Origin of the sequence: Mycobacterium sp., assembly GCF_019243155.1 — a bacterium.
Lineage (GTDB): Bacteria > Actinomycetota > Actinomycetes > Mycobacteriales > Mycobacteriaceae > Mycobacterium.
The window spans coordinates 1-13,502 of sequence record NZ_JAFAUS010000419.1 but is presented as its reverse complement, the minus strand read 5'-3'; the positions used below and the strand labels follow the sequence as shown (position 1 = coordinate 13,502).

Annotated in this window: 18 protein-coding genes and 1 tRNA gene; 9 read left to right on the top strand and 10 right to left on the bottom strand. The window is 65.8% G+C overall.

Going from position 1 to position 13,502, the window contains the following annotated elements; all coding sequences use genetic code 11:
- Positions 1-32 precede the first annotated feature (32 nt).
- The 5 genes from JOZ00_RS21445 (at position 33) to JOZ00_RS21425 (ending at position 3,052) form a co-directional block, all read left to right on the top strand.
- A complete protein-coding gene (locus JOZ00_RS21445) occupies positions 33-1,019 on the top strand; it encodes an LLM class F420-dependent oxidoreductase (RefSeq protein ID WP_293347675.1) in 987 nt (328 codons plus the stop codon).
- A 4-nt stretch (positions 1,020-1,023) separates the two neighbouring features.
- Positions 1,024-1,407, top strand: a complete 384-nt coding sequence (locus JOZ00_RS21440) for a malate dehydrogenase (RefSeq protein WP_293347672.1) — start codon at positions 1,024-1,026, stop codon at positions 1,405-1,407.
- 42 nt (positions 1,408-1,449) lie between these two features.
- Positions 1,450-2,004 (top strand): type 1 glutamine amidotransferase domain-containing protein, encoded by a 555-nt coding sequence (locus JOZ00_RS21435; RefSeq protein WP_293347669.1) that lies wholly within the window; start codon positions 1,450-1,452, stop codon positions 2,002-2,004.
- Between the two features lie 107 nt (positions 2,005-2,111).
- Positions 2,112-2,801 carry a HemK2/MTQ2 family protein methyltransferase gene (locus JOZ00_RS21430; RefSeq protein ID WP_293347666.1) on the top strand — a complete coding sequence of 230 codons (690 nt, stop codon included), beginning with the start codon at positions 2,112-2,114 and terminating at the stop codon, positions 2,799-2,801.
- Between the two features lie 35 nt (positions 2,802-2,836).
- Complete coding sequence (locus JOZ00_RS21425) at positions 2,837-3,052, top strand: CDGSH iron-sulfur domain-containing protein (protein ID WP_366022381.1); 216 nt, start codon at positions 2,837-2,839, stop codon at positions 3,050-3,052.
- Here JOZ00_RS21425 and JOZ00_RS21420 read toward each other — a convergent pair.
- From JOZ00_RS21420 to JOZ00_RS21395, 6 genes are read right to left on the bottom strand one after another with little or no spacing between them, the layout of a single operon-like run.
- Positions 3,000-4,016 (bottom strand): iron-containing redox enzyme family protein, encoded by a 1,017-nt coding sequence (locus JOZ00_RS21420; RefSeq protein ID WP_293347662.1) that lies wholly within the window; start codon positions 4,014-4,016, stop codon positions 3,000-3,002. The two genes, JOZ00_RS21425 and JOZ00_RS21420, sit on opposite strands and share 53 nt — an antisense overlap.
- A 48-nt stretch (positions 4,017-4,064) precedes the next feature.
- On the bottom strand, positions 4,065-6,284 hold the full coding sequence (locus JOZ00_RS21415; protein WP_293347660.1) for a SpoIIE family protein phosphatase: 2,220 nt from the start codon (positions 6,282-6,284) through the stop codon (positions 4,065-4,067).
- Positions 6,281-6,907: a SpoIIE family protein phosphatase gene (locus JOZ00_RS21410; protein WP_293347659.1), complete on the bottom strand. Its 627-nt coding sequence runs from the start codon at positions 6,905-6,907 to the stop codon at positions 6,281-6,283. Before JOZ00_RS21410 ends, JOZ00_RS21415 begins: the two co-directional genes overlap by 4 nt.
- Positions 6,900-7,310 carry an anti-sigma regulatory factor gene (locus JOZ00_RS21405; RefSeq protein ID WP_293347656.1) on the bottom strand — a complete coding sequence of 137 codons (411 nt, stop codon included), beginning with the start codon at positions 7,308-7,310 and terminating at the stop codon, positions 6,900-6,902. Before JOZ00_RS21405 ends, JOZ00_RS21410 begins: the two co-directional genes overlap by 8 nt.
- A complete protein-coding gene (locus JOZ00_RS21400) occupies positions 7,300-7,689 on the bottom strand; it encodes an STAS domain-containing protein (protein ID WP_293347653.1) in 390 nt (129 codons plus the stop codon). Before JOZ00_RS21400 ends, JOZ00_RS21405 begins: the two co-directional genes overlap by 11 nt.
- A gap of 34 nt (positions 7,690-7,723) precedes the next feature.
- Positions 7,724-8,629, bottom strand: a complete 906-nt coding sequence (locus tag JOZ00_RS21395; protein ID WP_293347650.1) for an STAS domain-containing protein — start codon at positions 8,627-8,629, stop codon at positions 7,724-7,726.
- A 160-nt stretch (positions 8,630-8,789) separates the two neighbouring features.
- Between JOZ00_RS21395 and JOZ00_RS21390 the strand changes: the two genes are divergently transcribed.
- Both JOZ00_RS21390 and JOZ00_RS21385 read left to right on the top strand, forming a co-directional pair.
- Complete coding sequence (locus JOZ00_RS21390; protein WP_293347647.1) at positions 8,790-9,158, top strand: STAS domain-containing protein; 369 nt, start codon at positions 8,790-8,792, stop codon at positions 9,156-9,158.
- Between the two features lie 206 nt (positions 9,159-9,364).
- Positions 9,365-9,865, top strand: a complete 501-nt coding sequence (locus JOZ00_RS21385) for a DUF6328 family protein (RefSeq protein ID WP_293347644.1) — start codon at positions 9,365-9,367, stop codon at positions 9,863-9,865.
- A gap of 10 nt (positions 9,866-9,875) precedes the next feature.
- Here JOZ00_RS21385 and JOZ00_RS21380 read toward each other — a convergent pair whose 3' ends face one another.
- Positions 9,876-10,553, bottom strand: a complete 678-nt coding sequence (locus JOZ00_RS21380; RefSeq protein WP_293347641.1) for an HAD family hydrolase — start codon at positions 10,551-10,553, stop codon at positions 9,876-9,878.
- 142 nt (positions 10,554-10,695) lie between these two features.
- Between JOZ00_RS21380 and JOZ00_RS21375 the strand changes: the two genes are divergently transcribed.
- Both JOZ00_RS21375 and JOZ00_RS21370 read left to right on the top strand, forming a co-directional pair.
- Positions 10,696-11,013: a hypothetical protein gene (locus JOZ00_RS21375; protein WP_293347638.1), complete on the top strand. Its 318-nt coding sequence runs from the start codon at positions 10,696-10,698 to the stop codon at positions 11,011-11,013.
- Positions 11,014-11,158: 145 nt separating this feature from the next.
- A complete protein-coding gene (locus JOZ00_RS21370) occupies positions 11,159-11,449 on the top strand; it encodes a DUF4193 domain-containing protein (protein ID WP_293347635.1) in 291 nt (96 codons plus the stop codon).
- A gap of 29 nt (positions 11,450-11,478) precedes the next feature.
- On the opposite strand, the gene JOZ00_RS21365 is transcribed toward JOZ00_RS21370, so the two are convergent.
- From JOZ00_RS21365 to JOZ00_RS21355, 3 genes are all read right to left on the bottom strand, one after another.
- Positions 11,479-12,054 carry a hypothetical protein gene (locus JOZ00_RS21365; RefSeq protein ID WP_293347632.1) on the bottom strand — a complete coding sequence of 192 codons (576 nt, stop codon included), beginning with the start codon at positions 12,052-12,054 and terminating at the stop codon, positions 11,479-11,481.
- Positions 12,055-12,186: 132 nt separating this feature from the next.
- Positions 12,187-12,260, bottom strand: a tRNA-Pro gene (locus JOZ00_RS21360).
- Between the two features lie 61 nt (positions 12,261-12,321).
- Complete coding sequence (locus tag JOZ00_RS21355) at positions 12,322-13,428, bottom strand: PLP-dependent cysteine synthase family protein (protein WP_293347716.1); 1,107 nt, start codon at positions 13,426-13,428, stop codon at positions 12,322-12,324.
- Between the last annotated feature and the right edge of the window lie 74 nt (positions 13,429-13,502).

Sequence of the window (13,502 nt, the reverse complement as noted above, 5' to 3'; positions counted from 1 at the left end):
TGCACATTACGCAGCCGGGTATGTCATCGTTCATGACAAATTTTGGCTACACGCTGATGACCGAGCAGAGTGGACCCAAAGACCTTGTCCGGTACGCGGTTTCGGCCGAAGAGCGCGGTTTCGACTTCCACGTGATCAGCGATCACTTCTCGCCCTGGCTCGCGTCCCAGGGGCACGCTCCCAATGCCTGGGCAGTGCTGGGCGCGGTCGCCCAGGCCACCCAGCGGGTGGATCTCTACACGTATGTGACGTGCCCGACGATGCGCTATCACCCGGCGGTCGTCGCGCAGCAGGCCGCCACCGTGCAGCTGCTGTCCGACGGCCGGTTCACGCTGGGCCTGGGCAGCGGAGAGAACCTCAATGAGCACATCATCGGCAAGGGCTGGCCGGCCGTCGAGCGCCGCCACGACATGCTCCGCGAAGCCATCAAGATCATCCGCGAGCTGTTCGGCGGACAGCTGGTGAGCTTCCGCGGCGACTACTTCCAGGTGGATTCGGCACGGTTGTGGGATCCGCCGGACGTCCCAATCGGCATCGCGGTCGCCCTCGGCGGCAAGAAGGCAAACGACAAATTCGCCAAACTGGCCGACCACCTGGTCGTCGTGGAGCCCAACCCCGAACTCGTCGACGCCTGGCACGGCGCCCGCCAGGCGGCCAACCTGGCAGGCGGCGGACGGGTCGTCGGGCAGATACCGATCTCCTGGGATCCCGACCGGGAGACCGCCGTCAAGCGCGCGCACGACCAGTTCCGCTGGTTCGCCGGGGGCTGGAAGGTCAACGCGGACCTACCGACACCGGCCGGTTTCGCCGGCGCGACGCAGTTCATCCGGCCCGACGATGTCGCGGAGAACATCGCGTGCGGACCAGACCTCGATGCGATCGTCGAGTCCGTCCGGCCCTATTGGGAAGCCGGCTACACCGATGTGGCCCTCGTTCAGATCGGCGGAGACGCGCAGGACAGGTTCCTCAAGGAAGCTGCCGAGCCGTTGCTCGAAGCTCTGCGCGACGCGTCGAAGTGACGACATGACTCAACCACACGACGACACAACCACCGCGTCCTTGGTGAAAGCGCTCAGCGGCGCCAGCTTTGGGCTGGGTCTGGCCGAGATCGTGGCGCCGGACAAGGTCGCAGCGGTGGCCGGCGTCGACGAGACCGAGCGCACTCGGCGCGTCATTCGCGCGCTCGGGCTGCGCGAGTGCGGCCACGGAGTCGCGCTGCTGTTGGGGCCCGACACGCTGGTGTGGACGAGGGTGGCCGGCGACGTGCTGGACACGACGCTGTTGGTGGCCGGGGTAGCCGCACGCGGCCCGGGAAGGCGCCGTCGCGGGATCATCGCGACGGCCATCCTCACCGCGATCGGTGGCCTCGACCTCTACACGGCGCTGCGCACCACCCGGTCCGGCTGACAGCGTTGAGGCTCAAGCGACTCGACAGAACGGAGATAGGACATGTCAAACACGTTGCAGGGCAAAAAGGTGGCGATCCTGGCGGCCGACGGCGTCGAGAAGGTGGAACTCGAGAAGCCGCGCGAGGCACTCGAGGAAGCGGGTGCGCAGGTGCAGGTCCTGTCCTTGAAGGAGGGCGAGATCCAGGCCCGCAATCACGATCTCGAGCCCGCCGGAACCTTCGCGGTAGATCGCACTGTGGCGCAGGCCTCGGTGGACGACTATGACGCTCTGGTGCTGCCCGGCGGCACGGTCAATCCCGACAAGCTGCGCGCCGACGACTCCGCGGTGTCGTTCGTGCGCGACTTCGTCATCTCCGGGAAGCCGGTCGCCGCAATATGCCACGGCCCCTGGACTTTGGTCGAGGCCGGTGTGGCGAACGGGCGGACGCTCACGTCTTACCCGAGCATCCGCACCGATCTGCGCAACGCGGGCGCCAACGTCGTCGACGAGGAGGTTTCGGTGGACGGAAACCTCATCACCAGCCGCTCACCGAAGGATCTGCCGGCGTTTTGCTCAACGATTGTCGAACAATTCGCCCATGCCCATGCAGGTTAGCGCGAAAAAGGCCGGCTGCTTCGTTTGAATGCGCTGGTATGCGGGCATTAACAGGGCGAAGCAGTGATCGCCTCCGCGATCTATGGAAGGGCTTAGAAAGGCCTATAGTGACAATCACCTATCCCGAACCCGCCGTCGCAGCTGTAGCTAATGTCTATCAGCCGCAGGATGATTCGCGCCTGCTTGTCGATATCATGCACGACAGCGGCCTGATTCCCGGACGGCGGGTCCTCGACCTTTGTACGGGTAGCGGATTCGTCGCAATCGCGGCAGCCGAAATGGGGTGTGCCAGCGTCACGGCATTCGACATATGCCCACACGCGGTGCGTTGCTCGCGCGACAACGCCGCGGTTGCCGGCGTCGACGTGGATGTCCGCGAGGGGTCGTGGCCGGGCGCAATCGATCACGCGCCGTTCGACGTCGTCGTCTCCAACCCGCCCTACGTGCCGACCCCTCCCGGTGGGGATACCGAAGCGATTGCGCCGAACGCGGGTCCGTCGTGGGCCTGGAACGCGGGCGTCGATGGCCGGATGGTGTTGGACCCGTTGTGCGAAACGGTGCCGAAACTGTTGACCGACGGTGGAACGCTGTTGCTGGTGCACTCGGCGCTGGCTGGCGTGGACGAGTCGCTGGAAGCCCTGCGTTACGCCGGTATGGAATCGAAAGTCATTGCGTCAAAATGGATTCCATTTGGCCCGGTGATGACAGCGCGGGCGCGCTGGCTGGAAGAGATAGGCCTGATCCCACGAGGTCGCCGCGAAGAGGAGCTGGTGGTGATCAGAGCGGACAAGCGGTGAGCACGACGCGCGTGAAAGTGGTTGCGGGCGGCCCGGTGTTGGTTTCCGGCCCGGTCCGCATCGAGATGCCCGACGGCGACGTCGTCGAGTCCGACCGCTTCATGGTGGCGATCTGTACGTGTCGCCGTAGCCGCGAATACCCGTTGTGCGACACCAGCCATCGGCGTTGTCGCAACGTGCGTAAGACTGCCGCCGCGCCTACCGCAGCGGCCGCCGCAACGACGTCCGACCCTCGTTCCACGACGTCATAATCCGCTCCGCCAGGCGGTCTTCCACCGCCGCGTGCGCACGCATCCCGAATACAACGTCGGCTTCCAACTGCGGCTCCCGAGCGAGCAGATCGCCGACCACGTCGTCGCGCACCACATGCTCGTGCACCGCGTCGGCCTCGACGTGCTCGCTGTAGAACGCGACGCACTCCGCCGGCGCGTTCATCCGCCGCAGCGCCGCCACCATGCGCGCCGATCCCGGCGGCGAGGTGATCTCGATCGAAGCGAAGTGCCCCACCGCCGCGCCGCGTAGCGAGCGGTGCAGCCCGAACAGCGACATGAGGTTGACCGCGGCCAGCGCCTCGGCGGGCACCGCGTCGACGTAAGCCAGGTACGTCGAATCGAGCCCGGCCGCCGACATCAGGTCGGCGAACAGTTGCTGGTGCAGGCGCGAGCCCTGCCCGGCCCCGTATTCGTCGAACTCGACCGCGACGAAAGCCGCCTTCGCCATGCCCATCAGACGCGGGATCGCGAAGGCGTGCGGGTCCCCCTCCTTGAGGTGATACACCGACCGGTGCGCGAAGTACTCGCGCATCTGTTCCCAGGTGCCGGTGTCGCGCAGGTACCAGGACGGGCCGGTGCCCTCTCGGGGCTCGATCGAGATCGCATCCATCTCGGCGGCCGCTGTCTGATCCGCGATCGATCCGACGTCGCGCCGCACACCCGCCAGAAACACCCGTTCCAGCTCGGCGCGCAGCCCCAACAATGCGGGGTTCCACTCCCAGGCGGGATCGACGCCGGCAAAGCCGCGGTAGTGCAGTTCGTAGCACATGCAGAGCGCGAGCTGCAGGTCCAGACCGTAGGGATCGGAGTCACGGACGGATGCGCCGATACGGGTGAGGTGGTCGTTGGCGAGCGGTCCGGCGAGCGCGCTACGAACCGCCGTCGACAGCGGACCGTGCGCGGCGGGCAGCAGGGGTTCGGCCACGATCGATGAACGAGTCACACCGGCGACTACCCTCATTCCGACTCCGACAAACGGTAGGAGATCGCGTCAAGCCCCGCCCGACGGCAGCCGAAATCGGATCTCGGCCGTGGTTCCAGACGGACCGGTGTCCATTTCCATGCCGTCGCTCAGCGCCCTCATCAGCGTCAGCCCCCGCCCACCGTGGCCCGGATCTGCGGACGGCTTCTTCCAAGAACCGTGATCGATGATCCGGGTACGGACTTCACCGTCGGCGACCTCGACGTCGAGCAGCATTGTCCCGACGGCATCTTCGCCGTAAGCGTGCTCGACACAGTTGGTGCAGCCTTCGTTGACGACCAGCACGATGTCGGCGGCCAATTCGTCTTCCACGCCCTCGGCGCGTAGCCAGTCGGCCAACCGATGCCGGACGGCTGCCAATCTGCCTGCCACGGCATCCGTTTCGATCCGCAGCGGTGTGTGCCCGTGCCGGTAGATCACCATGGCCACGTCATCGTCATAACCCGCCGCGGGAGCCATCTCGCGCAGCACCGCATCGGCGACATCGTCCACGGGCGCCGTCATCGTCTGCGCCAAAACAGCTGCGGCCCGGCTGATTCCGTCATCGATCAACTCGTGCTTGCGTTCGACCAGTCCGTCGGTGAACAGCATCAGCGTGGCAGCCTGCGGCAGCGTCATAGTGGCCTGGGGACGCGGTTGGTTTCGGCGGACGGCGAGAGGTACGGACGCGCCGTCGGTCAACAGAGTCGTCACCGCGGATTCGGGACCCACCAGCACGGCGGGCATGTGACCGGCATTGCTGTATTGCAGCACACCGGATTTCGTGTCCAGTACGGCGAGAAAGACGGTGGTGCAGTACGCATTTGGAATCAGCGATGCCGCGGAGTCGAGTTGTTCGAGCAACAGCGCGGGCTCGGCGCCGTTGATCAGGAGCGCTCGCGCCGAACTGCGTAGCTGGCCCATGATCGCGGCCGCCGGCAGGCCGCGACCCACGCAGTCGCCGACGACGATGCCGATGCGGTGGTCGCCGATCGGCAGGACGTCATACCAGTCGCCACCGATCTCCAGCGGCGGGACCGCCGGTTCGTAGCGCACCGCGAAGCCCGGTGGCGGCTGCACCGGCGGTAACATGGCGCGCTGCAACGTCATCGATGTTTCGCGGGCGTTCTCGAACTGGCGGACGTGCTGCATCGCCAGGCTGAGGTGGCCGATGAGCACCGTGACCAGCAGACGATCCTCCGCGGTCACCCAGCGCGGCGAATTCAGCTCCAGCCACAACGCCAGATCTCCGGAGCCGGAGAGCACCGCCACGAGTCCCCGCGCCCTGCCCGGATTGTCGGGCTGGTCAATCGTTTTGGCCGTGAGTGGCAACTGGTGGCGCGCCTCCATGAAGGTGTGGCGCAGCCACGGATCCAGCCCGCGCCAAGAGGTTTCGGAATCCTCGCCCGCCACCTCGACGATCGGCTCGCCGTCACCGTTCGGCCATGAGACCGCGACGACGCGTCGGACGTCGATCGCCGCGCTGCACTCCTCGAGGGTGATCGCCAGCAGTTCGTCAACCGTTTTGGCCACGGCCACCGCCGTGGCGAGGTGTAGGACCGCGTTCTCCCGGGCGGCGAAGGCCCGTTCGGCGGTGATGTCACGGATCGTTCCGACGAACACTTCCTCGTCGCTGCCGGTTTCCGTGGCTTCACTGATGCTCACCATCACCCACACGAGGTGCCCGTCGCGATGCCGGATCGGGGTCTCGTACGCGGTGGATCCGGCGCTGCGCACCAGGGATTGCTGTTGGCGGGCAGCCTTCTGGTCGACCAGCCAAGGGTGTGGCCACCTGTAGGGCAGACCGTCTTTGGAATAGCCGAGGATCTCGGTGAAGGCGTCGTTCATTTCCACGACGGAGCCCTCATGGTCTGCGACGAAGAAGCCCTCCTGCAACGAATTCACCAGCGCGGTGCGGAACTTGTCGCGGTCGGCCAGGTCGTCGGCACGTGCCCGCTCTTCGGCGTAGCGCCGGGTGCCGTCCAGGAAGCCGCGGGTTGCGACGTCGAGTGGGACCATCATCTGCAGCAGGAACTCCAGAGCGATCGGCGCATCGATCCGGACGTCTTTGGACTCTTCGAAGACGAGTCGGACATGATGCTCGATGATTTCGAGCAGGCTGATTTGTTCTTGCAGCGCCCAGCGTCCGAGCTCGTACGCGATGGCGATGCTGTCCTCGTCGCGCGCGGCGAGGTAGGTGCGCAACGCCGCCGCGTACTGATTGTGGAAGTCGTCGTTGTTCTCGCTCATGTCGAGGCTCCCCTGTGACGCGCGGCAAGGACCAGTGCATCGTCGGTTTCCTTGGCGTGCTTACTCACAATGTCCTTTGCAATGACCGCGGCCGAGGCCGCGAAATCGATGTGGTCCAAGTGATCTTCTGAGATGCCGTCACTGGCAATGACAAGCAGATCGCCGGCGCGGATCGAAACCACTTGTGCGGGCCGTATTTCGGGTATGCGGTAGCCGACGATACCGGCCGTGAGTCGCGCACTGGAACGGATGTGTGTCCCGGTGACGTCCTTGGCGACCAGGTTGGCCGCGACGTTTCCGACACCGGTCCAGGTCATGGTGCCGGCCGCAAAGTCCACCCGCGCCAACGTCATTGCGACACCTCTGGTGCCGCCCAGTACTCGGTGGCAGAGCTGAACCAGCACCTCGACTCGCTCGGTGTGGGCGCGTCGCAGTGCGTCACTTGCCCGCAGCGCGGCCGACGCGGCGTCCGGACCGTGGCCCAAGCCGTCCATCACTCCGAATAACGCTGCGTTGCGGCCGATTTCGACGGCGATCGGCTGATCGCCGGAGACGTATTCACCCGGCAAGGGGCGACCAGCGGTTGCCCACTCGATAGGCCCGAGGCGGCCGTTGTCATGCACGAGGGGGAACCCATTTCCACATTTCGATGATCGTCCCGCGGCCGAGTGTGGAGTCCACGACCAACCTGTCCATCAGGCGGCGGGCGCCCGGCAGGCCCATCCCCAGCCCGCGACCGGTCGAATAGCCGTCCTCCATCGCACGGTCGATGTCGGCGATGCCCGGGCCTTGGTCCTCGGCGCGTACCACCAGGGCCTTGCGGCCGTCGCGGTCGGCCACCCAGACCCGGACGGCGCCGCGGCCCGCGTAACTGGTGATGTTGCGGGCGATTTCCGAGATCGCCGTGGCGATCATCGTGACGTCGGTCAGCGAGAACCCGAGGTCAAGTGCCAGCTGGTGCCCGGCTTTGCGGGCGGCGACGATGTCGTCGGAGTTGATGATCTCGACGACGATGTCATCCGCCACCGTCGCGCCCGATCGTCGATTTTGGCGCTCCCCGTTGACGATTCAACAGGGCAAGACCCTCTTCGAGGTCCAGTGCGGTGTTCATGTCGTCGAACGCCAAACCCAGCTGAACCATCGCGAAGGCCACCTCCGGCTGCAGGCCGACGATGACGGTGTCCGCGCCCCGCAGCCGGGTCATGTGGGCGATCGTCCGCAGCGAGCGCGCGGCGAACGAGTCCATCACGTCGATGGCGGTGACGTCGACGATGATCCCCTGTGCGCGAAACTGGCTGACTCGGTCCATCAGGTCGTAACGCAGGCGTTCGGCGTCGGAATCGGTGAGCGCTGCCTGCACCGAGGCGATGAGGAACGAGCCCTGTTTGAGGATTGGTACGGGCATGGGATGCTCGGCGTCCTTTTATCCAATCGCGGGGTCAGCCCGGCTGATCTCCGGTGCGGGTGACCTCGTAGCCCAGCAGGCGTTCGGCTTCCTCGATACCACCTTGCAGGTCACCCACGGCATTCATCTTCGACAGGTCCAGCCCGATGGTCACCAGCGTGAGGGCGATTTCTGAGGACAGGCCGGTGATGATGACGCTCGCACCCATCAGGCCCGACGCATCGACGGTCTGCACCAGGTGGTTCGCCACCGTGGAATCGATGGTCGGCACACCGGTGATGTCGATGACCACGACCTTCGCGCGGTTCGCCCGAATGGCCCGAAGGAGCTGTTCGGTGACCTGACGGGCGCGCTGACTGTCGAGCACGCCGATGATCGGCAGAATCAGCAGCTGCTCGCGCACCTGCAGCACCGGCGTCGACAGCTCGCGGATCGCCTCTTGCTGCTGACGGATGATGCGCTCGCGTTCCTGCACAAAGCTGACGGCCACGGTATTGGCGATGCGGTTCGCCGCAGGCTCGTAGGCGTTCAGAACGCGGTTGAGCATGTCGAAGTCGGTTTGGTACTTCTCGAACAGCGAACGGGCGAGCACGTCACGCAGCAACAGCACGATGCCAACGACCTCGTCCGTTTCGACGCCTCGCGGGATGATGCGTTCGGACAGGTCGCGCGCGTAGTCCTGCAGCGCCTCGACGCTACCGGTCTCGAGCACCTCTACGTAGCTGTCGTACACGGTTGTCGCCTCGGAGAAGATTTCCTCCGGGGTCATCGCGGTGAGCAATTCGGCCTCGGTGATTCGGCGAGCCCATTCTTCGCGCAAAACGGTTCGATTTTGCCGCAGATGCTGAACTAGCTGTGGGAGCAGACCCTCGCTCGAATAACTGACCGCTTGCGCTGTGGTGGTCCCAACGTTGCTGAAATCCGACGGCGAAACTGACATCTGGCCTCCCGAGTGCCATGCCGCGCCCTGCAGTGCGCAGTTCGTATTGCGAGACTAGCCTGGGTTGTCGTCGCCCACGTGTTGAGGGCATATTCTTCTCGCAGTTCGCATCGCAGGCTAGGCTTGCACCACGTTGACTGCCCAGGACAAAGGATTGCCATTGTCAGCTCCTGATTCGATAACCACGTTGGTTGAGGACCACGATGGGGTGTCGGTGGTCAGTGTCAGCGGCGAAATCGATTTGGTCACGGCTCCCGCCCTGGAACAAGCCATCGCTGCAGTAGTCGCGGAGAGCCCAACGGCACTGGTCATCGACCTGTCCGCGGTGGAGTTCCTCGGTTCGGTCGGGTTGAAGATTCTGGCCGCGACCTACGAGAAACTAGGGACGTCCACGGGGTTCGGTGTTGTCGCGCGTGGGCCTGCGACCAGGCGCCCGATTCACCTCACCGGGCTGGACAAGACCTTTCCGCTGTACCCGACGCTCGACGACGCGTTGAGCGGGGTCCGGGACGGCAAACTCAACCGCTAGTAATTTCACTTCCGACGTAGCTGCCTAACAACGCCTTTGCCGAGAAGCCGCTTTTGTTCGGCGCCCATTGCGGGCCGGCTCCTCAGCTAATTGCGTTCGGAAAGTAGATCTCGAATCGCCGCTATTTAACGAAACATTAAATAGTCAGTCCTGACTTTTCTTCAGCGGCCGCCGCTCCGCTCGCCCGCGGTGCGATGATCACCACTATGGACGTCGACGAGCCACAAGACGATCAGCAGTGGGACCGCCGCGAACGCGGCGAAACGGAAATCGAACGGCTGGACCGCAATTGGACCAGCCTCCTGCAGGAGTTGCGCGTGGTGCAAACAGGGGTGCAGCTGCTCACCGGTTTTTTGCTGACGCTGCCGTTCCAGCAGCGCTTCGACGTGCTGGGCGGCCAGATGCGCGACGTCTATCTCGCGACGGTGGGTTGTTCGGTGGGCGCGACGGTGTTGCTGATCGCCCCGGTCGGGATACACCGACTGCTGTTTCGGCGCCATCGCCTGCAGGTCCTGGTCTCAGCGGCGCACCGGTGCGCCTATGCCGGGCTGGCCCTGCTCGGCTTGGCGCTGACCGGGGTGACGGTCATCGTGTTCGCCGCGGTCGCCGGGGCCGGCGCGGGCGTCATCGCGGGCGCCTGTGCGCTGACCTTGTTCGCCTTTTTCTGGTGGGCCCTGCCGCTGCTGCTGCGCACCCACGGGATGTAGCGCGACGACCTCACGAGCGACGCACGAGCGCCGCGATGCGGGTGGATTCCAGCTGATCGAGCAGGTCTTGTGCGTCGGCGAAAACCGCTGAGGCACCGGCCTCCTGCAACTCCGCGCGGGCGATGCCCCCGCTCAGCACGCCGATGCACGGCAGTCCCGCGCCTTGTGCGGCCTTTGCGTCCCACACCGCATCCCCGACGAACACGGCATGCTCGGCGTCCACCCCGGCCCGGTCCAGCGCGACCTGCACAATGCCGGGTTCGGGCTTGGCGGTGTCGACGTCGCGCGACGACGTCGTCTTGGAGATGACGTCGTCGCAATCAAGCACCTTGAGCAAGGTCTCCAGTTCGTCGTCGGGGGCCGAACTGGCCAGCACCACCTGCAATCCGAGCTCGGCAACACGACGCAGCAGTGCGCGGGCGCCGGGTAGCGGCGCCAGCAGGGGAACCGTCTCGGAGTAGAAGCGGCTGTGCGCGTCGCTGAGCCGCTCTTGAACGTCGGACGGGGCGTCGCCGGAGAGGGCTTCCACGAGCCGCGAGCCGTCCATGCCGATGCTGCGGTGGATCCGCCACGCAGGCACGGCGATGTCTTCGGCGTCGAAGGCTCGCTGCCACGCGTAGACGTGCAGATAGTTGGAATCAACCAGGGTGCCGTCTACATCGAATAGGACAGCCGCTGCGCCACTCATTTGCGCGGCATACCCACGCCCGGGCCGGCTGACACGGGGTGTGTTGTCGTTTGCGGGTTTGGCAGCCGGGTAGCTAAGGCTCGTGACTCGCCACACCGGCTCGCCGCCCGCCGACGCTGGTAGCCAAACCCTTTCACAAGGAGTGAAGTTGAGTTCCCGCCGAAGCGACCCGGTCGATCACGCCCGCACCACCCGTCAGCACGCGGGTGAAACCTTTACCCACGGCGCCAACGCGCCGGGCCTGGCCGGGGCGGCGATCGCGCTGGTCGCGCTGATGGTCGGCCTGTTCGCGCTGGCGACGCGGCACACAACGACCGGCTGGGCGGGCGTGATCGTGGCCGTCGTAGTCGGCGTCCTCAGCGCGGCCTGGCTGCTGCGGACGCACCGCAAGGTGCGAAACGCCGAGCGGGCCTGGCACGCCGCGAATTCCGACGAGCCGGCGCCGCCACCCAGCAGCTGAACCCGACCGGTTGCGGCATCGAATCGTCGCGTCCGTACGTTTCGAAGATTCAGTGTGTATTCCCAGCCTGAACGGGGTACTGCATGCGCCACGGGTGAGTACAGGAAAGTGCGTCCGCCCGCCACGCAGCACGAAAGGAACTCCCATGGCGACCGCAAGCGACTATGACGCACCCCGCACCTCCGACATCGAGCCCCAGGAGAAGAATTCGCTCCGCGAGCTGGCGCCCACCGCCATCGCGGTGGTGGACGAGGACCCCAACGACGTGGCGTTCTTCGAGCTGCCCGACGCGGACCTGTCCGGCGAAGAGCTGGCGGTGACCGTGATTCCCCGACGCTCCGACGAGTTCACCTGCTCGAGCTGCTTTTTGGTGCAGCACCGCAGCCGGCTACACAGCTCGAACGGTGGGATCAGCATCTGCGCCGATTGCGCGTAACGCGCGAATAGCATTGGCTCTCAACGGCTTCAGGATTGTGCCCATTCGCGCTCGCACACTGCACACCGCCGGGTGACCATCGCCCATCCGGGCTCGCCCGTGGCGGGCCCACGGATCAGATGGGTGGACGAGTCGCCACAGCCCGGGCAGGTGCAGACCGCGCTGTAGGGCTCGACGGGCTGCTCGGTCATCAGGTGCAGGTTTTCCGCGCGTGAGAACGGCACGATGTCCAGGGCCTCGGGGCGCGACGCGGCGCGCGGATTGTCAAACCACAAAAGACCGCAGGTGACCGTCGCCACTGCCGTGAACACGGCCAGGATCATCGTCGGAATGTCCCACGGCCAGTTCGGCGGGATGGGCGTCACCGCGAGGACCACCAGCACGGTGGAGATCACCGCCCCGACGATCGTGCCCGGCTTAGCGAATCGATAGCCTCCGACGTTCAGCGCCTCCCACAGCTCGATCTCTTTTTTTCGCTGTGCGACCTCGGCCAATGTGGGATGGCTGGGGTTACCACCATGGACCGCGGAATCGGTCGATTTGGCAAATTGCGAGTCAAACCCGCGCCGCCGTCTCTCCTCGGGCGACCGGCCCACCAGCGCCATGGGGGCAAAGCATAATGGCAAAGCGGCGCGGTTGCAGTAGCAATCTTTTGCGAACAGCCGCGAACCCCGGGCGGGGTATCGCGGGTGATGATCCGTCGGCACCGGTCGGCTGTCGACCGGCTAACACATGAGTCGGGGTGGCGGGATTCGAACCCACGGCCTCTTCGTCCCGAACGAAGCGCGCTACCAAGCTGCGCCACACCCCGCTTGAAGCTCCGACAGCCTATCGCACCGGCCTATCAGCTCACCAAATCGCGGCCCTGCGGGTCACTTCCACAAGCACGAGCGCTCGAACTCCACCAGCGCCTGGGCGGGGCCGCTCGGATCGATCCTCTGCGCGTTGACCCACTCGTCGTTGAAGTAGGTGTCGTGATAGCGGTCGCCGCTGTCGGCCAGCAGCGTGACCACTGAACCGCTGCGTCCATCGGCGACCATCTCGGCGAGCAGGCCGAACGCGCCCCACAGGTTGGTCCCCGTCGACGGCCCCACCCGGCGGCCCAGCACGGCGCTGACGTGGCGGGCGGCGGCAATCGACGCGGCATCGGGCACCGCGACCATCCGGTCGACCACGCCGGGCAAAAACGACGGCTCGACCCGTGGCCGGCCGATGCCCTCGATGCGAGACGAGGCGGGCATCACGAGGTCGGAGCGGCCTTCGGCGTAGGAGGGAAAGAACGCGGAATTCTCGGGATCGACGACGCACAACCGCGTCGCGTGCCGCCGATAACGGATGTAGCGGCCGATCGTCGCACTGGTCCCGCCGGTGCCCGCGCCGACCACGATCCATTCCGGGATGGGGTGCTTTTCCTCGCGCAGTTGCTCGTAGATCGACTCCGCGATGTTGTTGTTGCCCCGCCAGTCGGTGGCGCGTTCGGCGTTGGTGAACTGATCCAGGTAGTGGCCGCCGGTCTCGCGTGCGACGCGCTCGGCTTCGGCGTACACCTCGCTCGAGTTCTGCACGAAATGGCAACGGCCGCCCTGAGCTTCGATCAATGCCACTTTGGACGAGCTGGTGGCCGCCGGCATCACCGCGACGAACGGCAGGCCGAGCAGGGCCGCGAAGTAGGCCTCGGACACCGCCGTCGAACCGGATGACGCCTCCACCACCGTGGTGTTCTCGTCGATCCACCCGTTGCACAGCGCGTACAGGAACAGCGAGCGCGCCAACCGGTGCTTGAGGCTGCCGGTGATGTGGGTGGTCTCGTCCTTGAGGTACAGCGCGATGTCAGCGTCCCCACCCCAAGCCGACGGCAGCGGGTAGCGCAGCAGATGGGTGTCGGCACTACGACGGGCGTCGGCCTGGATCAGCCGGACGGCGTCGTCGGTCCAGCACCGCGAATGGTTGCGGACCGCGATCCGGGTCCGGTCGGTCAATGCACCGAAGCTGTTGGCTGCGAACGGCTCAGGTCGCTGGCAGAGTCGCGGTCGCCCATCGGGGCGGCGATCAA

Coding starts and splice junctions, on each gene's coding strand:
- JOZ00_RS21440 (WP_293347672.1), top strand. CDS start 1,024: ATGACTCAACCACACGACGACACAACCACCGCGTCCTTGGTGAAAGCG.
- JOZ00_RS21380 (WP_293347641.1), bottom strand. CDS start 10,553: ATGAGTGGCGCAGCGGCTGTCCTATTCGATGTAGACGGCACCCTGGTT.
- JOZ00_RS21370 (WP_293347635.1), top strand. CDS start 11,159: ATGGCGACCGCAAGCGACTATGACGCACCCCGCACCTCCGACATCGAG.
- JOZ00_RS21415 (WP_293347660.1), bottom strand. CDS start 6,284: ATGAGCGAGAACAACGACGACTTCCACAATCAGTACGCGGCGGCGTTG.
- JOZ00_RS21385 (WP_293347644.1), top strand. CDS start 9,365: ATGGACGTCGACGAGCCACAAGACGATCAGCAGTGGGACCGCCGCGAA.
- JOZ00_RS21435 (WP_293347669.1), top strand. CDS start 1,450: ATGTCAAACACGTTGCAGGGCAAAAAGGTGGCGATCCTGGCGGCCGAC.
- JOZ00_RS21400 (WP_293347653.1), bottom strand. CDS start 7,689: ATGCCCGTACCAATCCTCAAACAGGGCTCGTTCCTCATCGCCTCGGTG.
- JOZ00_RS21445 (WP_293347675.1), top strand. CDS start 33: ATGACAAATTTTGGCTACACGCTGATGACCGAGCAGAGTGGACCCAAA.
- JOZ00_RS21365 (WP_293347632.1), bottom strand. CDS start 12,054: ATGGCGCTGGTGGGCCGGTCGCCCGAGGAGAGACGGCGGCGCGGGTTT.
- JOZ00_RS21395 (WP_293347650.1), bottom strand. CDS start 8,629: ATGTCAGTTTCGCCGTCGGATTTCAGCAACGTTGGGACCACCACAGCG.